General features: G+C 64.5%; 16 protein-coding genes and 1 pseudogene. 11 read left to right on the forward strand and 6 right to left on the reverse strand.

Annotation, left to right across the window (positions count from 1 at the left end; translation table 11 throughout):
- Positions 1-279: 279 nt before the first annotated feature.
- The 4 genes from DRF71_RS05140 to DRF71_RS05155 all read left to right on the forward strand — a co-directional run bounded on the left by DRF71_RS05140 (position 280) and on the right by DRF71_RS05155 (position 5,139).
- A complete protein-coding gene (locus tag DRF71_RS05140; RefSeq protein ID WP_112309419.1) occupies positions 280-888 on the forward strand; it encodes an outer membrane protein in 609 nt (202 codons plus the stop codon).
- 318 nt (positions 889-1,206) lie between these two features.
- Positions 1,207-2,676, forward strand: a complete 1,470-nt coding sequence (gene cysS / locus DRF71_RS05145) for a cysteine--tRNA ligase (protein WP_112310001.1) — start codon at positions 1,207-1,209, stop codon at positions 2,674-2,676.
- A 79-nt stretch (positions 2,677-2,755) separates the two neighbouring features.
- Positions 2,756-4,375, forward strand: a complete 1,620-nt coding sequence (cimA, locus tag DRF71_RS05150) for a citramalate synthase (protein ID WP_112309420.1) — start codon at positions 2,756-2,758, stop codon at positions 4,373-4,375.
- Positions 4,372-5,139 (forward strand): squalene/phytoene synthase family protein, encoded by a 768-nt coding sequence (locus DRF71_RS05155; RefSeq protein WP_112309421.1) that lies wholly within the window; start codon positions 4,372-4,374, stop codon positions 5,137-5,139. Before cimA ends, DRF71_RS05155 begins: the two co-directional genes overlap by 4 nt.
- 1 nt (position 5,140) lies before the next feature.
- Here DRF71_RS05155 and DRF71_RS05160 read toward each other — a convergent pair whose 3' ends face one another.
- Positions 5,141-6,358 carry an MFS transporter gene (locus DRF71_RS05160; RefSeq protein ID WP_112309422.1) on the reverse strand — a complete coding sequence of 406 codons (1,218 nt, stop codon included), beginning with the start codon at positions 6,356-6,358 and terminating at the stop codon, positions 5,141-5,143.
- A 118-nt stretch (positions 6,359-6,476) separates the two neighbouring features.
- Here DRF71_RS05160 and DRF71_RS05165 point away from each other — a divergent pair, with 118 nt between their 5' ends.
- Both DRF71_RS05165 and DRF71_RS05170 read left to right on the forward strand, forming a co-directional pair.
- A complete protein-coding gene (locus DRF71_RS05165) occupies positions 6,477-7,112 on the forward strand; it encodes a DNA-3-methyladenine glycosylase family protein (RefSeq protein ID WP_112310002.1) in 636 nt (211 codons plus the stop codon).
- Positions 7,109-7,768 carry an alpha/beta hydrolase gene (locus DRF71_RS05170; protein ID WP_112309423.1) on the forward strand — a complete coding sequence of 220 codons (660 nt, stop codon included), beginning with the start codon at positions 7,109-7,111 and terminating at the stop codon, positions 7,766-7,768. Before DRF71_RS05165 ends, DRF71_RS05170 begins: the two co-directional genes overlap by 4 nt.
- A gap of 154 nt (positions 7,769-7,922) precedes the next feature.
- Here DRF71_RS05170 and DRF71_RS05175 read toward each other — a convergent pair whose 3' ends face one another.
- The gene (locus tag DRF71_RS05175; protein ID WP_112309424.1) at positions 7,923-8,903 is read right to left on the reverse strand and encodes a glucokinase; all 981 of its coding nucleotides are present in this window, start codon (positions 8,901-8,903) and stop codon (positions 7,923-7,925) included.
- 114 nt (positions 8,904-9,017) lie between these two features.
- The gene (gene speB, locus DRF71_RS05180) at positions 9,018-9,980 is read right to left on the reverse strand and encodes an agmatinase (RefSeq protein WP_112309425.1); all 963 of its coding nucleotides are present in this window, start codon (positions 9,978-9,980) and stop codon (positions 9,018-9,020) included.
- A gap of 123 nt (positions 9,981-10,103) precedes the next feature.
- Here speB and DRF71_RS05185 point away from each other — a divergent pair, with 123 nt between their 5' ends.
- Entirely contained in the window at positions 10,104-11,114 is a 1,011-nt protein-coding gene (locus DRF71_RS05185) for a hypothetical protein (RefSeq protein ID WP_112309426.1), read from the forward strand.
- Positions 11,115-11,132: 18 nt separating this feature from the next.
- On the opposite strand, the gene DRF71_RS05190 is transcribed toward DRF71_RS05185, so the two are convergent.
- Positions 11,133-11,828 (reverse strand): type 1 glutamine amidotransferase, encoded by a 696-nt coding sequence (locus DRF71_RS05190; protein WP_112309427.1) that lies wholly within the window; start codon positions 11,826-11,828, stop codon positions 11,133-11,135.
- 187 nt (positions 11,829-12,015) lie between these two features.
- Here DRF71_RS05190 and guaB point away from each other — a divergent pair, with 187 nt between their 5' ends.
- The 3 genes from guaB to DRF71_RS05210 all read left to right on the forward strand — a co-directional run bounded on the left by guaB (position 12,016) and on the right by DRF71_RS05210 (position 17,955).
- The gene (gene guaB, locus DRF71_RS05195) at positions 12,016-13,464 is read left to right on the forward strand and encodes an IMP dehydrogenase (protein ID WP_112309428.1); all 1,449 of its coding nucleotides are present in this window, start codon (positions 12,016-12,018) and stop codon (positions 13,462-13,464) included.
- Positions 13,465-14,285: 821 nt separating this feature from the next.
- The gene (locus tag DRF71_RS05205) at positions 14,286-15,473 is read left to right on the forward strand and encodes an RsmB/NOP family class I SAM-dependent RNA methyltransferase (protein WP_112310003.1); all 1,188 of its coding nucleotides are present in this window, start codon (positions 14,286-14,288) and stop codon (positions 15,471-15,473) included.
- A 154-nt stretch (positions 15,474-15,627) separates the two neighbouring features.
- On the forward strand, positions 15,628-17,955 hold the full coding sequence (locus DRF71_RS05210) for a hybrid sensor histidine kinase/response regulator (protein WP_232831309.1): 2,328 nt from the start codon (positions 15,628-15,630) through the stop codon (positions 17,953-17,955).
- Here DRF71_RS05210 and DRF71_RS05215 read toward each other — a convergent pair.
- Both DRF71_RS05215 and DRF71_RS05220 read right to left on the reverse strand, forming a co-directional pair.
- Positions 17,952-19,024 (reverse strand): annotated as a pseudogene (locus DRF71_RS05215) (integrase core domain-containing protein). The gene DRF71_RS05210 and the pseudogene DRF71_RS05215 overlap by 4 nt on opposite strands.
- 57 nt (positions 19,025-19,081) lie before the next feature.
- Positions 19,082-19,687, reverse strand: coding sequence for a hypothetical protein (locus DRF71_RS05220; RefSeq protein WP_112309430.1), 606 nt, complete (start codon positions 19,685-19,687; stop codon positions 19,082-19,084).
- A gap of 243 nt (positions 19,688-19,930) precedes the next feature.
- Here DRF71_RS05220 and recA point away from each other — a divergent pair, with 243 nt between their 5' ends.
- Entirely contained in the window at positions 19,931-21,001 is a 1,071-nt protein-coding gene (recA, locus tag DRF71_RS05225; protein WP_112310005.1) for a recombinase RecA, read from the forward strand.
- The last annotated feature ends 23 nt before the right edge of the window (positions 21,002-21,024 follow it).

Here is a 21,024-nt window from a genome sequence, read left to right on the forward strand (position 1 = left end):
AAACTGGCCGCCCGACCCGTTGCATCAGGCGGTATCCGGCCTAAAATTGAACTGTTTTGTTCACTTATGCTCGCGAAGCAGTCACGCCATGGTGAGGCGGGCTTGCGGCTCTGCCTTTTCGGGCAGATCTGAGGGGCAGCACAACCCCGGCGGAAGCAGCCCGGCCAAAGCCGCAGCGTGTCGCCCCTGTCTCTTTCCTCACCCGTCGGGCCTCTGGCGGAGGCGGATTCGGAAACAGGCGAGGCTTTCGGGGGGAATGCGGAACAAAGGAGTTAACACATGAAACGTATCGCAGCGATCCTTGCACTCAGTGCAGTTGCGGCCCCGGCCTTTGCAGGTGGCCCGGCGGTGGTCGTGGATGAGCCGGTGCTGGTGGCCCCGGCGCCGGTGCTGATTGCGGCGCCGAAAGGCAATTGGGACGGGTTCTATGGCGGTGCCAGCCTCGGCTATGGCAATTTCGACGGCGACCTGGCCGGGACGAAAGTGCTGGATGCCAATGGAGCGATCGGCGGCGTGCAGCTGGGCTATCGCTGGGATCTTGGCAATACCGTGATCGGTGTCGAGGGCGCGTTCTCGGCTTCGGGCATCAAGGATGACGCGATTGACGCGAAACTGAAGAACAAGACCGACCTCAAGCTGCAACTCGGCTATGATATGGGTCAGTCGCTGATCTATGCGACCGCGGGCGCCTCCTGGGCGAAAGCCAGCATGGCCGGCACCGATTACTCGGATAATGGCTGGGTGGCGGGTCTCGGCTATGACTATGATCTGGGCAATAACTGGGTTGTGGGTGCTGAATATCTCTACAACAAATACGACAATTTCGACAATTCGGGGATCGACATCGACGGCAGCACCTTTGCGATCCGGGCGAATTATCGCTTCTGACGGGCAGAGATCTGCATCTGATGGGGCGCCGCCAGGCTCTGGCGGCGCCTTTTCCTGTCCTTGGGGCGCCGACAATGCCATGAAAGGGCTTGGCGGCGCGGCAGAGCCGTGGCAGAGAGCAGGGCGAAGACGCTGACGAAGCGGGCGACGAAACGGGGCATCGCCCCAAAGCGAAGGGGCCGGTCCAATGACAAGATTGCGCATCACCTTCATCTGCTGCATTACCCGCTGATCCAGGATCGCGCGGGCGGCTTCGTCTTATCCCAGACAGAACCAGGCAGCCCCGCGCGGGGGAGACGCATCTCGCGAGGAGCAAAACTGGTGACCATCCGGCTGACCAATAGCAGAACACGGCGCAAGGAAGCGTTCGAGCCGATCCGCAAAGAGGATGTGCGGGTCTATGTCTGCGGCCCGACCGTCTATGACCGCGCCCATATCGGCAATGCGCGCCCGGTGGTGGTGTTCGACACGCTGTTCCGGCTCTTGCGCCATGTCTATGGCGCGGATGCTGTCACCTATGTGCGCAACTTCACCGATGTGGATGACAAGATCAACGCGCGCGCGGCCGCGACCGGCCGCCCGATCCGCGATATCACCGATGAGACGATCCGCTGGTATAACGAGGATATGGATGCGCTTGGCGCGCTGCGCCCGACGCATGAGCCGCGCGCGACCGAATATGTCGGCGCGATGATCGCGATGATCGAGGGGCTGATCCGGGGCGGTCATGCCTATGAGGCCGCTGGCCATGTGTTGTTCAGGGTGCGCTCTTACGCGGAATATGGCGCGCTGTCGGGGCGCTCGGTCGATGACATGATCGCGGGCGCCAGGGTCGAGGTCGCGCCCTATAAGGAAGACCCGATGGATTTCGTGCTGTGGAAGCCCTCGGATGCGGGCGTCCCGGGCTGGGAAAGCCCCTGGGGGTTTGGCCGCCCCGGCTGGCATATAGAATGCTCGGCCATGTCCTATGAGCTTTTGGGCGAGAGTTTCGACATCCATGGCGGCGGGCTGGATCTGCAATTCCCCCATCATGAGAACGAGATCGCGCAAAGCTGCTGCGCCCATCCGCATGGGACTTTCGCGAAGGTCTGGATGCATAACGAGATGCTCCAGGTCGAGGGGAAGAAAATGTCCAAATCCCTGGGCAATTTCTTCACCGTGCGCGACCTGCTGGACCAGGGGTATCCGGGCGAGGTGATCCGGATGGTCTATCTCGGCACCCATTATCGCAAACCGATGGACTGGACGGCGGAGAAGGCGCGTGAGGCTGCGGGAACATTGCGCAAGATTGCTATATTCCTCAATGGAGATCCGTTGTCGCGGGAATGGGTGGATCTGGCAAATGCGAAGCCGACTGCCGAAGTTGTTGCGGCTCTGAGCGATGATCTGAACACCTCGCTCGCGCTGACCCATATCAGAAAATATCTCAAGGAAGGCCGGGAAGCGGACCTTGTCGGCTCGCTTGGACTGCTCGGCTTCAAGGCTGAGGCCATCACTGAACGGTTTGCGGCGGTTTCATTCGAGGCATTCGACAATGGGATTGTCAAAGGAACCACTGTCCGCAGTTTGGGCGATGCCGGCGGAGAGGTCACCCGGCGATTTAATGAGCTTGGGAAACGACTCGAATTTCTTCGGAGCGAGGCGATGGAGTCGAAGAATTTCGCGGCTGTGGATGCGATGAAGACGCAGCTTCTGGCGGCGGGGGTTGAGGTGCGGATGTCGAAATCGGGGGTCGAGCTGGTGCCGGGGCCCGGTTTTGACGCGGCTAAGCTGGAGGCGCTGGACTGATGGATGCGGCAGGCAGCGGGGGGCTTTCTGCCCCCCACACCCCCCGAGAGTATTTTCGTCAAGAGGAAGGGAAGCGGCGATGAGGGAGCGGCTTTTCCTGTTTGATACCACTCTGCGCGACGGGCAGCAGACCCAGGGTGTGCAGTTCTCTGCCGGTGAGAAGGTTGCGATTGCGCGGGCTCTGGACCAGCTGGGGGTTGATTACATCGAGGGGGGCTGGCCGGGCGCCAATCCGACCGACAGCGATTTCTTTCGCGAGGCGCCGGCGACGCGGGCGGTGATGACCGCCTTTGGCATGACGAAACGGGTCGGGCGCTCGGCTGAGAATGACGATGTGCTGGCGGCGGTGCTGGATGCGGGGACGCCGGCCGTCTGTCTGGTTGGCAAGACGCATGAGTTTCATGTGGTGACCGCGCTTGGCGTCACGCTTGAGGAAAACCTGGAGGCGATTTCGGCCTCGATCCGGCATGTGGTGGCGAAAGGGTGCGAGGCCTTGTTCGATGCCGAGCATTTCTTTGACGGCTACCGCGCCAATGCCGCTTATGCGCTGGATTGCCTGCGTGCCGCGCTGGAGGCAGGCGCGCGCTGGATCGTGCTTTGTGACACCAATGGCGGCACCTTGCCCGCCGAGGTCGGCCGCGTGGTGTGCGCGGTGATCGAGGCCGGCATTCCGGGCGACCGGCTTGGCATCCATTGCCATGACGATACCGGCAATGCGGTGGCGAATTCGCTGGCCGCAGTCGAGGCGGGCTGTCGCCAGATCCAGGGCACGCTGAACGGGCTGGGCGAGCGCTGCGGCAATGCCAATCTCGTCACCCTGATCCCGACGCTGAAACTGAAACAGCCCTTTGCCAGCCAGCTTGAGACCGGCGTGTCCGATGCGGCGCTGGCCGGGCTGGTGCAGACCAGCCGGATGCTGGACGATATCCTGAACCGGGTGCCTTTGCGCTCGGCACCCTATGTGGGTGCCTCGGCCTTTGCGCATAAGGCGGGGCTGCATGCCAGTGCGATCCTCAAGGATCCCACCACCTATGAGCATCTGGACCCGGGCCTTGTCGGCAATGAGCGCCAGATCCCGATGTCGAACCAGGCGGGCCAGTCGAACCTGCGCGCGCGGCTGGCGGCGGCGGGGATCGGGGTCGATCCGAAAGACCCGCGCCTCGCGCTGATCCTTGATGAGGTCAAGCGGCGCGAGGATCAGGGCTATGCCTATGACGGGGCAGGCGCCAGTTTCGAACTGGTGGCGCGGCGCGAGCTGGGGCTGGCAGCGCATTTCTTTGAGGTGCTGCGCTACCGGGTGACGGTCGAGCGGCGCGAAGAGCCCGATGGCAGCCGCAAGACGCTTTCGGAGGCGGTGGTGGTGGTCGATGCCGGGGGAGAGCGGATGCTCTCGGTCTCGGAAAGCCAGGACGGGGCGGGGAATGACCGCGGCCCGGTCAATGCGCTGTGGAAGGCTTTGGCCAAGGATCTCGGCCCCTGGCAGGGGCTGATCGAAGACATGCGGCTGGTGGATTTCAAGGTGAGGATCACCCAGGGCGGCACCGAAGCCGTCACCCGCGTCATCATCGACAGCGAGGATGGCAAGGGGCGGCGCTGGTCCACTGTCGGCGTTTCGCCAAACATCGTCGATGCCTCTTTCGAGGCGCTGCTCGATGCGGTGCGCTGGAAGCTGACCCGTGACACGGAGGCTGCGGTATGAGCCTTGACGCCTGTGCAGAGCTGGTCTCACGGGGCGATCCCGACCGCTGGCAGGCGCTGATGGCGGCTCCGGTCGCGGCGCGGGCGCGGCTCTTGCCGCTGTTCGCCTTCAACCTTGAGCTGGCGCGCATTCCCTGGACCACGAAAGAGCCGCTGATCGCCGAGATGCGGCTGCAATGGTGGCGTGAGGTGGTCGAGGCGGCGGTGGCGGGCGAGGCTGCGCGGGCGCATGAGGTGGCGGGGCCGCTGAATATGCTGATCCGCGAGCGGGGGCTGCCCTTCGAGCCCTTTGACCGCATGATCGAAGCGCGGCGCCATGATGCCTGGGGTGGGGTCTTCCCGTCGGAACAGGCCTTTGCCGATTATCTGGAGGCGACCGGTGGCGGGCTTATGTGGCTTTCGGCGCTGGCGCTTGGGGCGGGGGCTGCGGCAGAGGAAACCGTGCGCCGCTATGGCCAGGCAGCGGCGATGGCGGGCTATTTCCTTGCTGTGCCAGAGCTGACCGCGCGCGGCCGCCACCCTTTGCCCGAGGCAGCCCCGGAGGCATTGGCGCGTGAGGGGCTGGGCTGGCTCAGCTCGGCAAGGGCAGGGCGGCGCAGCCTTGTCGCAACGGCGCGGCTGGCGCTGCTTCCCGGCTGGCAGGCCGGGGCGCTGCTCAGGCGCGCAGTGGCCGACCCGGCGGCGATTGCCGATGGCCGCCTGGAGCTGTCGGAATTCAGCCGGCGCGGCCGGCTGTTGTGGCAGGCCTTCAGCGGGCGCTGGTAGATCACGCCTCTTTCGGGCGCAGCCAGAGCCAGATCAGCGCGCCGCCAGCCAGGATCAGGAAAGGCAGCATCGCAAGGTTCACCAGCTGCCAGCCGGTCTGGGGCGAGCCACCCGAGCAATTCATCAGCCCGCCCGAGGAAAGGGAGGCCAGCGTCACCCCTCCGAACACGATCAGGTCATTCAGCCCCTGCAACCGTCCGCGTTCCTCGGGGCGCTGTGCGGCGGTCAGCATGGTGGTCGCGCCGATAAAGCCGAAATTCCAGCCAATGCCCAAAAGGATAAGCGCTGCGTAGAAATGCTCAAGCTGCACCCCGGTCATGGCGACTGCTCCGGCCCCTGCCAGGATGAAAAGCCCGGTGGCGATGATCTTCTCGACCCCGAAACGCGCGATCAGATGGCCGGTGAAGAAACTGGGCAGATACATAGCCAGCACATGGGCCGATACGATATTGGAGGCATCCGCCGTCTGATAGCCGCAGCCGACCACTGCCAGCGGCGATGAGGTCATCACGAGGTTCATCAGCGCGTAAGACACCGTGGCGCAGATCATCGAAACGGCGATCACCGGGGTCCGGATCAGCTCTGACCGGCTGCGGCCCTGGCCGGAATCCACCCGGGCTGTGGGCCGGGGGATCCTCAGCGCGAAGAAAAGGAACATGCCCACAAGGTTCAGAACGATGATCGCGATATAGCTGCCCACGAAGGGGATCACCCAGGCATCCGCCGTGTTGCGCACGATGACGGGCGCAAGGATCGCCGACAGCAACCCGCCGCCCATCACCCAGGAGATCGCCCTGGGCCGGAAGGCGTCGGACGCGGTATCGGCGGCGGCAAAACGGAAAAATCCCTGTGCGCTCATATAGATGCCCGAGCAGAAGGCGCCGAGGCAGAAGAGTATGAAGTTCCCCTCCCACAACCCCCAGGCGCCAAGCGCGCCACCCGCTGCGCCGCCAAGCGCGCCGACCACAAAGCCCGCAGCCCTGCCATAGCGCTGCATGAGGGCCGAAAGCGGTGTGGCGGTCAGCATCGAGCCCAGCACGGCAAGCGTGATCGGCAGCGTCGCCCAGCAGATATTCGGCGCAAGGCTTTGTCCCGCCAGCCCTGCCACGGTGAAAATCACCGGCATCTGCGCGCCCAGAAGCGCCTGGGCAATGATCAGGATCACCACATTGCGCCTGGCCAATGTATCGGATGCGGGGGGGAGATGAGTCGCGGTCATAGCGTGAGGTAAGAGCTTCCGGCGGGGCAGGGTCAAGAGGCGGAACGCCACACCGCAGGGCGGCGGCTCCTGTTGCCGGCGATTGCCATTGACCGCCGGGCGTGGTCAGGATGCGGCCATGACCATTCCCCGCATCATCAAGGGCGAGGCCTGCCTTGCCGAAGGGCTCGACTGGCTGGGCCGTCAGGAGCCGCGTTTCGCCCATGCCGCAGGGCTGACCGGCATGCCGCCCTTGCGGCTGCGCGATGACGGGTTCCAGGCGCTGCTGGATGCCATCATCTCGCAACAGGTCTCGGTCGCCTCGGCCAGTGCGATCCGGGCGCGGATGCAGGCGGCGGGCTATCTTGACGAGGACCGGCTGGTGCTTGCCAGCGAAGAGGAGCTGCGCGCCGCCGGATTGTCGCGGCAAAAGGCGCGCTATGCCAAAGCGCTGGCAGCGGCGCGGCTGGATTACCCGGCGCTGCGCGCGGCGCAGACCGATGCGGTGATCGCCACTCTGGTGGCGCTGCCCGGGATCGGGCGCTGGACGGCGGAAATCTACGCGATGTTCGCGCTTGGCCATGCCGATGTCTTCGCGCCGGGGGATCTCGCGCTGCAGGAATCGGCGCGCCGGCTGTTCGGGCTGGAGGAGCGGCCTTCGGAAAAGGCGCTGCGGCAGATGTCGCTGGACTGGGCGCCCTGGAGATCGGTTGCGGCACGGCTCCTGTGGTCCTACTACCGGGTGGATAAGGGCCGCGAAGGGATCATGGGATGAGAGAGCTGAAATTCGGACGCAAAGGCGCTGCACAAGGCAAGGCGACCTCGCTGGTGGTTTTCCTGCACGGCTATGGCGCGGATGGGAACGACCTTCTGGGCCTTGCCGATGTGCTGGCACCGCATCTGCCGGGCGCGGGTTTTATGGCGCCCGACGCGCCCGAGCCCTGCGCCGGCAATCCCTTTGGCCGTCAATGGTTCCCGATCCCCTGGCTGGATGGCTCCAGCGAAGCGGCGGCGCGCCAGGGGTTGCTGGCGGCGGCAGAGGATCTGAACGGTTTCCTCGATGCGCGGCTGAAGGAGGAGGGACTGGAGCCCGCAGCCCTGGCCCTGATCGGCTTCTCTCAGGGCGCGATGATGAGCCTGCATGTCGCACCGCGCCGCAGCCAGCCGGTGGCGGGGATCGTGGCGATCTCGGGCCGGCTGCTGGCGCCGGAGCTGCTGGCGGGCGAGGCAAAGGTGAAGCCGCCGGTGCTGCTGATCCATGGCGACCAGGACCCGGTGGTGCCGTTCGAGGATATGGCGCTGGCCGGTGACGCGCTGGTCTCTGCCGGGTTCGGGACCTATGCGCATGTGATGAAAGGAACCGGCCATGGCATCGCCCCCGATGGCCTCGGCGCCGCGCTTGGCTTTCTGAAAGAGCAGCTGCCGGGGTGAGGAAGGCCTGCCGGGCTGGGGGCGCTGCCCCCGTCCCGTTCCGGGACTCCCCCGGGATATTTAAGGACAGATGAAAGAGGCGGAGCAATGGTTTTCATCTGTCCTTAAATATCCCCGCCGGAGGCTTCCGCAATCGGCCAGAGGAGCGGTGGTGTCAGCTCTGGCGCAGCGCTTCCAGCCAGGCCGCGCAACCGGTCAGCGCGGCGTAATCGTCTTCTACCACCGAGACGCGGAAGGCATGGGTCAGCAGATCCACCCGGCGCGGCTCGCGGAACTGTTCGGCCAGCTGGTTCTGCGGGAACCAGGGCGTCATTGCCCGCGCCATGCCGCCGATCAGATAGATGCCACCCCAGGGCAGGTAGCTCAGCGCCAGATCAGAGAGAAAACCGGCCAGGATATGGCTGTAAAGCCGGGCCGCAGCAAGCGCCGCCGGATCCCCGACCGTCATCAGGTCAAGTATCCCGGCCGAGGATTTCCCGCCATGACCACCCGCCTGGTGTGTGGTGAAACTGTAGAGATTGGCGAGGCCGCGCCCTGCCAGCACCTCTTCGACACCGCAATGTGGGATCTCTCCACGCTCCCTGAGCAGTCCCTCCACAAAGCCCAAGAGCGCAAGGTCTTCCTCATTGCGGACCGGCATATTCATATGGCCGCTTTCCGAGGGAGGCACCACACGCTCCGCCCCATGACCATAAACCGGCGCCGCATTGACGCCGGTGCCAAGCCCCACCACCAGCATGGTCTGACCGGGAAGTGCCGCCCCTTCGATCAGCGGCCGCAGGCAATCGGGCGCGATATGACCGAGCGCATGGCCCTGTGCCTGGAGATCGTTCAGGATCGAGACCCGCCGCGCCCCGGTCGCCCGGCGCAGCTTGTCGGCATCCATCACCCAGTCGAGATTGGTCATGGTCGCGACGCCATCCTGCACCGGGCCGGCCGCCGCCACGCAGACGCCATCCACCGCCACATTGGCCGTGCCCAGATAGTCGCGCAGGATCGCCGCGATGTCCTGGCCGCGCGCTTTATACTCTGCATTGGGAAAGCGCCGGATCGAGCCTTCGACCACCTGTCCGCCATCGGCGAGGGCAACCCGCGTATTGGTGCCACCGATATCGGCAAGGATCGCCAGGGCCATGCGTCACTCCATCGCAGAAAGGGGGGTATGGAACGGGGGCTTTGCGCCGCCCCCGCTGCCGTTATCGCTATCATTTCCCGATTGATACCGGGTCCGGCCCGGTAACGGCAAGCCTCAGCCGCGTTTCCCGCGTGCATGGAAGATGAAACCGAGGAAATTCAGCAGCACCTGGGCGGCAAGGATCTGCGTCGAGCCGGAGGGATCGTAATCCGGCGCCACTTCGACCAGATCCATGCCGACCACCTCATGGCGGTTTGCGACGGCCTGGAGGATCTCCAGCACCTCGTAATAGAGGAAGCCGCCATGCGAGGGCGTGCCGGTGCCGGGCGCGATCGAGGGGCAGAAGCCGTCGATATCCAGCGTCACATAGACCCTTGCCTCTTTGGGGATACGGGCCAGCACGCCCTCGGTGCCGAGCTTGCGGGCCTGGCGCACCGAGATGATGTCATCGCCCATCTTCCGCGCCGCGTCATAGCCATCCTTCGCGGTCGAGGAGACATTCCTGATCCCGAGCGCGGTGATCCCCGAGACATAGTCCTTCTCGGCGGCGCGGCGCATCGGGTTGCCATGGCCGTGGCGCACACCATGGCGCACATCGACGAAATCGAGATGCGCGTCGATCTGCAGGATATGGATCGGACCCCGCCCCTCAAACGCCCGGATGCAGGGGATATTGACCGAGTGATCGCCGCCCAGCACCACCGGCAGCGCGCCGGCATCAAGCATGGCGCGCACGCCGGCCTCGATATTGGCGTGGCTGGTTTCGGTATCGGTATGGACGATGTCGGCATCACCGATATCAACGATCCGCACCTCTTCCCCCAGATAGGTCGCGTCATCCTCATGGTCATAGGCGCCGCCCAGGCCGAAGGAGAACAGCGTCGAGGCCTCGCGGATCGCACGCGGCCCGAAACGGGCGCCGGCGCGGAACTGGGTGCCGAAATCGAAAGGCGCGCCCATCACCGCCACATCGGCGTCGATCTGCGTCCAGTCCGGCTGGTAAGTGTTTTTGCCGAAAGTGGAAATTCCCACGAAAGGCAGGTTGAGGCGGGCGGGTTTTGCGCTGTTGGTCGTCATCGGATATCTCCCCGGTTTCGCGCGAGAGTGGCGTCCGCCCCTGCGAATGGCAAGCGCGGGCGCGACATCAGATCGCCTTGAGACGACCGCAATTACCGGCTTGATAGCGGGCTGGAGGTGATTATGACCGAAGATCCCAAAGGCTTTCGTCCAAAACGCTATCCGGCGCCGGAGTTTCCGCTGCGGCAGGCGAAGCTGTTCGCCCGCACGCCGCCGGTGATCTTTACGGCGCTGGCCGGAGTGATGGCTGTGCAGCTGGTTGCGCGACAGCTGCTGGCGGCCGCAGAGCTGCCGCAGGGAGCGGCTGATCTCGGTGCCGGGATCCTGCTGGCGCTCTGGTTGTTCTGCATCTTCGCGCTGATTGTCAGGATCGGGCGGCGACCTTCGGTCATTGCTGATGATTTGCGGGTTCTTGTTTCCCGAAACGGGCTGTTTTCTGCGACGATTTCGGGGATGATCGCCGGGCAAATGATCGCGCCCTGGTGGCCCGGAGCATCACCCTGGCTGATTTTGACGGCGCTGGCGGCGCATCTGGCTTTGGCGCTGGTCTTTTTCACGCGGGCCTTGCGCAACTGGCGATCATCGAGGCCCCATTCATGGGCCTGGCCGGATCCGGGGCTGCAGTTGATTTATGCCGGGCCCCTGGTGGCGGTGCCTGTGCTGATCGCGCAGGGCTGGACCGGCGCGGCGGGTATTCTGGCGCTGATCTGCCTGTTGCTGGCCAGCCTCGGTCTGCTGGCAGGGTTGATCGGGCTGGTGCGCCACCAGAACCCGGCGCCTCTGCGGCCTATGCTTTTGCTGCATCTGGCGCCGCTTGCCCTTGCCTCGTCCGTGGCGCTGAGCTTCGGTCACGAGACGCAGGCCGCAATTCTGGGGCTGGTGGCGCTTTCGCTGCTTATGGTGATGATTACGGCGGTCAGCTGGCTGGCACGGGCAGGATTTACCCCGATCTGGGGCAGTGCGATCTGGCCGGTGGTCCTGGTGGCCGACAGCATGGCGCAGGGCGGCGCCCTGATGACGGCCGCTGCAATTTTGCTGCCGATTTTTGCTTTCGCTCTGGTGATTTGCTGGCGGATCTTCAGGCTTTGGCCCAAAGGCAGGCTGGCGGATATGACCAATACGATCGCGGCCTGAAAGCGACCGGTGTGAGGCTCAGATCAGGCTGACCCAGGCCCGCGCAAGGGTCAGCCCGGTCTGATCGGCAGCCGCACCCCATTTCGCGGCCTCGGCCGGCATGTCCCGCACCCAGCCCGGGCGCATCCCCTCGATCACATCGGGGAAGTCGCGATTCCATGCACGCGCGACATTCTGGTTCACCTCGAAATGGAACTGCATTCCGTAAGTGGCTCTGCCGATCCGGAAACACTGATTCTCGGCCCCCCGCGACGAGGCCAGCCGCACCGCACCTTCGGGCAAAGTAAATGTGTCGGTATGCATCTGATAGATGCGGAACGGGCCGGTCACCGCACCCATCACCGGATCATCCGCTGCGGTCTCCAGCGGCGCCACCTCGCACCAGCCAGCCTCGACAGCGTTCCCGTGCAGGTTCTGCGCGCCAAAAGCCCGTGCAAGGATCTGCGAGCCAAGGCAGACGCCCAGAACCGGCTTGTCGGCCAGGGTATAGGCGCGCATCAGATCGGCCAGCGGGTCGAGATAGGGAAAGCCCGCCACATCATCGGCGCGCTGTTCGCCGCCGAACACCACCAGCGCATCGCTGTCGGGGGAGAGCGGCAGCGCATCGCCAGTCCTCGGCTTGATCAGATTGATCGCGGCCCCGGCCTCATGCAGCGCGACCCCGACCTGGCCATGCTGCGTGCTGGGGGTGTTCTCGACGATGGTGACGCGCATGGTCCGATCCCGGGGAAAGAAATATTCCTGCCATAACGTCAAATGCTGTCCCCACAGGCAAGAGGGGCCGGAGAGAGAAAGGCGTATTTCGCGGATCTGTTTCACGAAAGCCCGGCCAACCCCCTTGCGCATCTGCCGGGGAAGTGAAAAGGGGAACCGCCAAACGACGATCCCTGAGGAGATTCCTATGGAGATTCGCGAGGCTCTCACCTTCGACGATGTCCTGCTTGTTCCCGCAGCAAGTTCGGTTCTGCCAAACATGGCGGATACCTCGACCTTTGTGACGAAATCCATCCGGATGAACATTCCGCTTTTGTCGAGCGCGATGGATACCGTGACCGAGGGGCGGATGGCGATTGCCATGGCGCAGTCGGGCGGGATCGGGGTGATCCACCGCAATCTCGATATCGAGGCCCAGGCCCGCGAGGTTCGCCGGGTCAAGCGGTTTGAGAGCGGTGTGGTTTACGCGCCGATCACGCTGCGCGCCGATCAGACACTGGCAGATGCGAAAGAGCTGATGGAGCGCTACAACATCACCGGCTTCCCGGTGGTCGATGGTGACAACCGTGTGGTTGGCATCGTGACCAATCGCGATATGCGCTTTGCGTCGGACGACAAGACGCCGGTTTCGGTGATGATGACCTCGGACAATCTGGCGCTTTTGCGTGAGCCGGTTGACCGCGAGGCCGCGATCAGCCTGATGAAGGCGCGCCGGATCGAGAAGCTGCTGGTCACCGATGGCACGGGCAAGCTGACCGGCCTGCTGACCCTGAAAGACACCGAGCAATCGGTGCTGAACCCGCAGGCCTGTAAGGATGAGCTGGGGCGGCTGCGCGTCGCTGCGGCCTCGACGGTGGGGAATGAGGGCTTTGAGCGGTCAAAGGCGCTGATCGAGGCCGGGGTGGATATGGTGGTGATCGACACCGCGCATGGCCATTCCGAGGGCGTCGCCATGGCGGTCGAGCGGATCAAGAATTTCTCGAACGCGGTCCAGGTTGTCGCGGGCAATGTGGCGACCGGCAAGGCGACCGCCGCGCTGATCAAGGCGGGCGCGGATGCGGTCAAGGTGGGGATCGGCCCTGGCTCGATCTGCACAACGCGCATCGTGGCGGGCGTCGGCGTGCCGCAGCTGACCGCGATCATGGATTCCGCACAGGCCGCCGGTGACGTTCCGGTGATCGCCGATGGCGGCATCAAATTCTCGGGCGATTTCGCGAAAGCCATCGCGGCGGGGGCGAGCTGCGCCATGGTCGGCTCGGCCATCGCCGGCACCGACGAATCCCCGGGCGAGGTGATCCTGTGGAACGGGCGCTCTTACAAAAGCTATCGCGGCATGGGCAGCCTCGGCGCCATGGCGCGCGGCTCGGCCGACCGTTATTTCCAGAAGGATGCGGCGTCCGACAAGCTGGTGCCGGAAGGCATCGAGGGCCAGGTGCCGTATAAAGGCCCGGTCGCGACAGTCTTGCATCAGATGGTGGGCGGCCTGCGCGCGGCTATGGGCTATACCGGCTGCGCCACCGTGGCCGATATGCGCAAGGACTGCGAATTCGTCCGCATCACCGGGGCAGGGCTGAAGGAAAGCCATGTCCATGATGTGCAGATCACCCGCGAAAGCCCGAATTACCGCATCGGCTGAGCTGGTCGCAGATCCGGGACAAAGGCGGCTCTGCGGGGCCGCCTTTTCAATTTGGCCGGAATGCTGGCGGGCCAGGTGATCAGCCCGATCACCGCGCGGCAGGGAGGGAGGCCGGCAGAGCCGCAACGGAACGCCTGGGCGCGGCGGCTGATTTGCCGCCCCGCCTTGCCCCGGCAGGCCGCGCCGGTAAGCGCGGGCGGCGGCCCGGCAGGCGATGGAGCGATCCGGATTTCCCTGCTGTCCGGAAGGGAGACTGCCCGGGCACAGCAGCCCGGACTGCCAGAGGACTGCCAGAACAGCTGAGGGTTGATTTCCCGTCGCGCGCCCGATTTATCCGCCGCTGCCGGGTGACAGGATCGCGCCCTGGCGCGCGCGGACATAACCGCGTGGAGCTTCCGCAATCTGGCGGCCTGATGCGGCTGGTCCGACATCGCCCTCGCGGCCTTCGTCCGCGCGAAAATGCCAGGACGCCCCTTCCCACAGGCTGCGGCGATTATGACGGGGGTTCTGCTAGGCCGGAACCGCTGCCACGGGAACGCCAGACCCGACAGGCTCGCCGGGCGGCAGTCATGGTTCGCTATGGGGCTGTATTTCCAGGTGCCGCAGGGCGGGAACAGAGAGATCAGGCGTGGTGGTCGATGGAACTCAACCAGACGCGCAGATCGCGGGCGGGGTGCAGGCGGTGTGCCGACGATGTTCCTGCGGATATCTGTCAGTGCAAAGCCGGTCGGATGCGGCGATGGCTTGCCATGCCGGCACTTTCATCCGATCAGGGCACTATCGGCCCCTGCCTGCGCCGATCAGAAGGGAAGGAGACCGACATGCGTTCCCCGGGACGAGCCGCTGCCGCAATCGGGATCCTCGATCAGATCCTTGCCGGGGCACCGGCTGAAAAGGCGCTGACGGCCTGGGGACGGGCCTCGCGCTTTGCCGGTTCCAAAGACCGGGCGGCAGTGCGCGATCTGGTCTATGACGCACTGCGCCAGCGGCGCTCGGCGCTGGCGATGGCCGGGGGGGAGGCGGGAGGCGAGACCGGGGGCGAGACCGGGGGCGAGACTGGCCGCGCGCTTGTCCTTGGCATCCTGCGGCTGCGGGGAGAGGATCCGGGTTTTTGGTTTGACGGCTCGGATCATGCGCCCGCTCCGGTGGCCGCACATGAGGTGCCGCGCGCCGCCGAAGGGGCTGAGGCTTTCGACATTCCCGACTGGCTGGAGGCACCGCTGCGCCGCGCCCTCGGCCCCGATTTCGCACCGGTGATGGGGGCGATGCGGCTGCGCGCGCCGGTGACCCTGCGGGTCAACACGGCGCGGGCCCCGCGCGAGGCGGCGATGGCCGCGCTGCTGGCCGAGGGGATCGAGACCGCGCCGCATCCTCTGGCGGCAACCGCGCTGGAGGTGCGGGCCGGTCAGCGGCTGATCGCCGGCAGCCGCGCCTATGCCGAAGGGCTGGTCGAGTTACAGGACGCGGCCTCGCAGGCGGTGGTGCTGGGCCTGCCGCTCAAAGACGGGATGCGGGTGCTGGATCTTTGCGCCGGGGGCGGTGGCAAGACGCTTGCAATGGGCGCGCAGGCGCGGCTGTCGCTGGTTGCCCATGATGCCAGCCCGCGCCGGATGGAGGATCTGAAGATCCGCGCTGCCCGCGCCGGCCTGCAGGTCCGGCTGAGCGCGCGACCCGAAGACAATGCGCCCTATGATCTGATCCTGACCGATGTGCCCTGTTCCGGCTCGGGCAGCTGGCGGCGCGACCCCGAGGGCAAATGGCAACTGACGCCCGCGCGTCTGACCGCGCTGACCGGGATCCAGGCCGAAATCCTCGACCGTGCGGCGGCGATGACCGCGCCTGGCGGCTGGCTCGGCTATGCGACCTGCTCTTTCCTGCGCGAAGAGAATGAGGATCAGACCGAGGCCTTCCTTGCGCGCCATCCGGGCTGGAGCCTGGTGTCAGACCGCCGCTACGGCCCGCTTGAGGGCGGCGACGGGTTCTTCTCGGCCCTGCTGTCCAGGGGCTGAAGGACGGGATGTTTCGGGCTGCGACGGCTCTGACCTGTTGCCCCGGCGGCAACAAAGGGCGAAATTGGCGTTGAGGAAAAGTTGCGGTTAAGGTGAAGTTAACGAATTCCGGTCTTTGCTCGCCAGGTGGAAATGCGCGGAAGCGGAGGAATGGGTGCAGACTCCGGGGTTTGAGGGCGAGGGGATATTAAGCGGGGCGCGCAGCCTTGCGGTCCGGGCCAGCTGGCTGGTTGCCGTCGCGGCAGTCTGCCTTGCTCTGGCGGTGCTGGCCGGGGAAAGCGGCTTCCGCTTTACCCTCGCGGTCACCGGCCTTGCGCTTTTGCTGGTGACTTTCGTGCTCTGGGCCATGGCGCGGATCGCGCGGCGCGAGGAAGAGCAGATGAATGCCCGCCTGTCATTGCTGATCGGCGAGGATGTGGCACCTTGTTTTTCCACAGATATCATGGGGCAGATCCTGTTTCGCAACCGCGCCGCGATTGCGCGGTTCGGGGAACAGGCACCCGCCACGCTTGCGGCGCAGCTGCATGAACAGATCGCCTCGCCCTCAGCGGTGATGTACCGGCTGCAGTCCCGCGCGGCGCATCAGGGCGGCGTGCATGAGGATATCGTGACCCGGCGCGGCCATTTGCGGCTTTCGGTCCACCGTATCGCCAGCGACAAATTCCTGTGGCGGATCGAGGAATTCGAGGATCGCAGCCCCGCCGGTCGCGGCGCCGAGGGGCTGAGCCTGCCGATGGTGGTGGCAAACCGCGCCGGCGTGGTGCTTTTTTCCAACGAGGCGATGCGTCGGGTTCTGGGGGAGCGGCCCAAACGCCTCGACCGGATTTTCCTGCAACCGAAAGTGACCAGCGGCGAGGAGGTGGAGGTCGCGACCGCCACCGGCCAGATGCGCGCCATCGTGGCCGAGCTGGACGGGCCGGGTGACCGGCGCGAGATCTTTCTCCTGCCCGCGCCGGCGCGGCGCGAGGAGGATTCGGTCCAGGTCGATTTCGAGAATGTGCCGGTGGCGCTGATGAAATTCGGCCTTGATGGTGGCTTGCGCCTGGCAAACCGCGCCGCGCGCGAGCTGCTGGGCGAACGCACGGTCGAGGCGCTGACCTTCCATGACCTCTTCGAAGATCTTGGCCGCCCGGTGAATGACTGGCTGGCCGATGTGATCGAACAGCGCCTGCCCGCCGGTGCCGAGATGCTGCGGCTGCGCAGCCATCCGGGCGGCACGGGCCTGGGGGAGGAAGAGAATTTCGTCCAGGTCCAGCTCAGCCGTTTCGTGGAAAAGGGCAGGGCGCTGGCGCTGGCTATTCTCTCGGATGTAACGGCGCTGAAGAAGATGGAGGCGCAGTTCGACCAGAGCCAGAAGATGCAGGCGATCGGGCAACTGACCGGCGGCATCGCGCATGATTTCAACAATCTGCTGACCGCGATTTCGGGCCATTGCGACCTCTTGCTGCTGCGCCATGGCCATGAGGATTCCGATTTCTCCGATCTCGAACAGATCCGCCAGAATGCCAATCGCGCGGCGGCTCTGGTCAGCCAGCTGCTGGCATTCTCGCGCAAACAGACACTGAAACCGGAACGGCTCGACCTCTCGGATGTGCTGAGCGAGGTCGCACATCTGCTGAACCGTCTGGTGGGGGAACGGATCACGCTCAGCCTGAAAAACGACCCGGATCTGGGCGAGGTCAGGGCCGACCGGCGGCGGCTGGAGCAGGTGCTGATGAATCTTGTGGTGAATGCGCGCGATGCGATGGCCGGCAAGGGCACGATCCTGATCGGGACCGAGGATATCACGCTGTCGCAGCCCGTCAGCCGTGACGGGGCCACCGTGCCGGCCGGTCGCTGGGCGGTGATCCGGGTCTCGGATACCGGCTGCGGCATCCCGCCAGACCGCATCGGCAAGATTTTCGAGCCCTTCTTCACCACCAAGCGCCCGGGCGAGGGCACCGGGCTTGGCCTGTCAACGGTTTACGGCATCGTCAAACAATCCGGCGGCTATGTCTTTGTCGAAAGCGTGCCGGATCAGGGCACCACCTTCGAAATCCTGTTCCCCGTCCGCGAGGGCCAGTCCGAAGCCGGGGCCCAGGCCGAGGAACCGGTGCGGCCACTGATGCTGCGGAACGGAGCCGGCGTCGTGTTGCTGGTCGAGGATGAGGCCGCAGTGCGCGCCTTCGCCAGCCGGGCGCTGAAGATGCGCGGCTATACGGTGATTGAGGCATCAAATGCCGAAGAGGCGCTGGATTTGCTGCAGGATCCGTCGCTGGTGGTCGATATTTTCGTCACCGATGTGGTGATGCCGGGTCTTGACGGTCCAAGCTGGGTGAAACGCGCGCTGGAGGACCGGCCCGATGCGCGGGTGGTCTTTGTCTCGGGCTATACCGAAGACCATCTCGCCGCCGATCAGTCACAGATCCCGAATTCTGTCTTCCTGCCGAAACCCTTCTCGCTGAATGACCTGACCGCCACGGTCCAGGGCGCGTTGCATTAGGTGTTCAGTCCCGGCATCTGTTGGGTCGGATTGACGATGAATCTGTCTGATTCTGAAGTCCAGATTTTGCAGATTTATTCGTAAGGCGTGAAACCGTTGAGCGTCTTCTGGCGGCGGGCAAGGTTGCAGGCGGCCATGAAGTCACCGCGGTGGGTTCGCAATTGTTCGTGGCTCTCGTAATGGAAGCGCGCCAGGGTAGCGTCCTTGATCTCAGGTTCATGCGTTCGACCTGGCCATTTGTCCGGGGATGGTCTGGCTGGGTCTGTCTGTGCCCAACATTGCCTCGCCACGGTCTCTCGAACCGGTGACGTGACCATGGCCCGACCTCGCAGATCATGTCGAAGCGCATTTTCCTGGAGCTGGCGGTGTTCCGATTGCAGGGTTGATCGGCGAACAGGATGCCGCTCGCCATCGGGCTCGGGGCGATGGCGCCTTCGATGGCTCGCCCGGTCGGTATCGTGTGGATACGATATGGTATCGAGACCAGCATATGCTCCGGAAACTCTCAGGCGGTCATCCTGTCTGCCGTGCCCACCAACCCGGGGGCCGCCTCCTTGCTGGTGCGGTCAATGGCCACGCAGAGGTATGGCTTCCCTTCCGTCGTCTGCGCTTCGGCACTATCAATGTGGAAGATACCGATCGGGTAGCGCCTGAACCGCTGCCGCCCGGGCTTGTCGTCATCCACCTCCGGCGGGCGCGAGATCCCGTGGCGGCTGCAGGTATAAATGCAAGGCAGGCCGCGCCAGATGCGGGATCGAGGGTTGCAGAGCGTAAAGGCAGTCATCCGGCGGCAGGGGGTTGTGGCGCCGAACGCCACCATCATCGCCTCGTCCTCCTCGCTCAGCACCGTTGAACGTGGCTCGGCAGGCCCGGCCTTACCGCCCTCGACCGCCTCGCGCTTGCGCCACTTCGCGACCGTCCTGGCATTGATCTCCAGCTCCCGGCTCAGTTGCGCGAGCCCTCAGACCCGCCCCTGAACCAATGGCAGGCAGGTCTTCGACTGTGATCGCTGTATGGCTGCTCGGACTGCGGGCCTGGTCGTGGCGCTGCCATGACGAACCGGTCCCATAGCGCATCCTTCCATTCCACAGGAAGGATCACACCATCAAACCCCGGGATCAAACATTCAGGCCTGTTCTGGGTGCCTGAGCGTCTCATAAAGCGCGAAATCGGCTGCCGCGATCTGGTGGAGCAGGGTCTCGGTCCCTGGCGTCAGATGGGCCTCGCCGGGGGGCGAGACATTGACGCGCGGCAGGATGATCTCGCAGCCCAGCCGCTCTTCGAGGAAATCGACGAAAATGTCGATCTCGGCATAGCGGAACAGCCGGTCCACCCCCCGGCCCTGACGCGGGCGCAGGAATTTCTCCTGAGCGCCGACATCGGCAAAAGCAGGCCGCGGATCGGAACACCAGCCCCGGACGAATTCGTCGAAACTCATACCTTTGGTGGATTTCGCCGGATCGGTCTGATCCTCGCGTGAACGAAAGCGATACCAGGAATTCAGCCAGTCGCGCGGCTCGCGCATCAGGGCCACGACCGTCCATTCCGCCTGGGCCGCCGCTTCGAGATAGGGGCCGACAAAACGGTGATAGCGATGCACGGTCGTGTGTTTCAGCACGGGCGGACGCTGGATTGACACCGATGACAGCGATTCGAGTGCGCTTGCCAGCGAGGTTGAGCCGGTCTTCGGCGTCGCAAGAAGGACGAGCTTTTGCTCCCAGAATACCAGCACGCGCAGATCCTTTATCGGTTTCGCGATATCGGGATGCTTCTAGCGCGAAAACCGCCCGGAAAAACCCCTGGAGACGCAATTTAAGCCAGGCGTTGTAAACCGACCGTTAAGCATTATGCGGTCAGGATCATTTAAAGAAACTTGTTGATACTTTCCCCATTTGTTCTCATAAGGATGAGAACAAATATGAAACATGGCTCGGGATTGCCGCCCCGGCGCGGCTGTGAAATAAAGGAAAAAACCATGGCGACAGCCAGTCTGCTGGACTTCGGGAGCAAGAAAGACATGGATAAGCAAAAGGCGCTGGAAAGCGCTCTCCAGCAGATCGAGCGGCAATTCGGCAAGGGCTCGATTATGAAGCTCGGCGCTGACAGCCCTGCGATGGAGATCGAAGCGACCTCGACCGGCTCGCTGGGGCTGGATATCGCGCTTGGCATCGGCGGCCTGCCGAAAGGGCGGATCGTCGAGATTTATGGGCCGGAAAGCTCGGGCAAGACCACGCTGACGCTGCATGTTGTGGCGGAAGAGCAGAAAAAGGGCGGCGTCTGCGCCTTTGTCGATGCGGAACATGCGCTGGACCCGAGCTATGCCAAGAAACTCGGCGTTAACCTTGATGAACTGCTGATCTCGCAGCCCGATACCGGCGAACAGGCGCTGGAGATCGTCGATACGCTGGTGCGTTCCGGCGCGGTCTCGCTGATCGTGGTCGACTCGGTCGCAGCACTGACGCCCAAAGCCGAGCTTGAGGGCGATATGGGCGACGCGACCGTTGGCGCCCAGGCAAGGCTGATGAGCCAGGCGATGCGCAAACTGACCGCCTCCATCGGCAAATCGAACTGCATGGTGATCTTCATCAACCAGATCCGCATGAAGATCGGCGTGATGTTCGGCTCGCCCGAGACCACCACCGGCGGCAATGCGCTTAAATTCTACGCCTCTGTGCGCCTGGACATCCGCCGCATCGGCGCGATCAAGGACCGCGAAGAGGTGGTCGGCAACACCACCCGCGTCAAGGTGGTCAAGAACAAGGTGGCGCCGCCTTTCAAACAGGTCGAATTCGACATCATGTATGGCGAGGGTATTTCGAAGACCGGTGAGCTGGTCGATATCGGGGTCAAGGCCGGCGTGGTCGAGAAATCGGGCGCCTGGTATTCCTACGGTGATGAGCGGATCGGGCAGGGGCGTGAGAATGCCAAGACCTTCCTGAAGAACAACCCGGCCACCGCGCTGGCGATTGAGGAAAAGATCCGCACCGCCAATGGGCTCGATTTCCACATGTCGGCCGAAGAAAGCGTTGTTGAGGATGATGCCTGATCCCGTGGTCATGCGCCGGGCCT

It is taken from the genome of Pseudogemmobacter bohemicus (assembly GCF_003290025.1).
Lineage (GTDB): Bacteria > Pseudomonadota > Alphaproteobacteria > Rhodobacterales > Rhodobacteraceae > Pseudogemmobacter > Pseudogemmobacter bohemicus.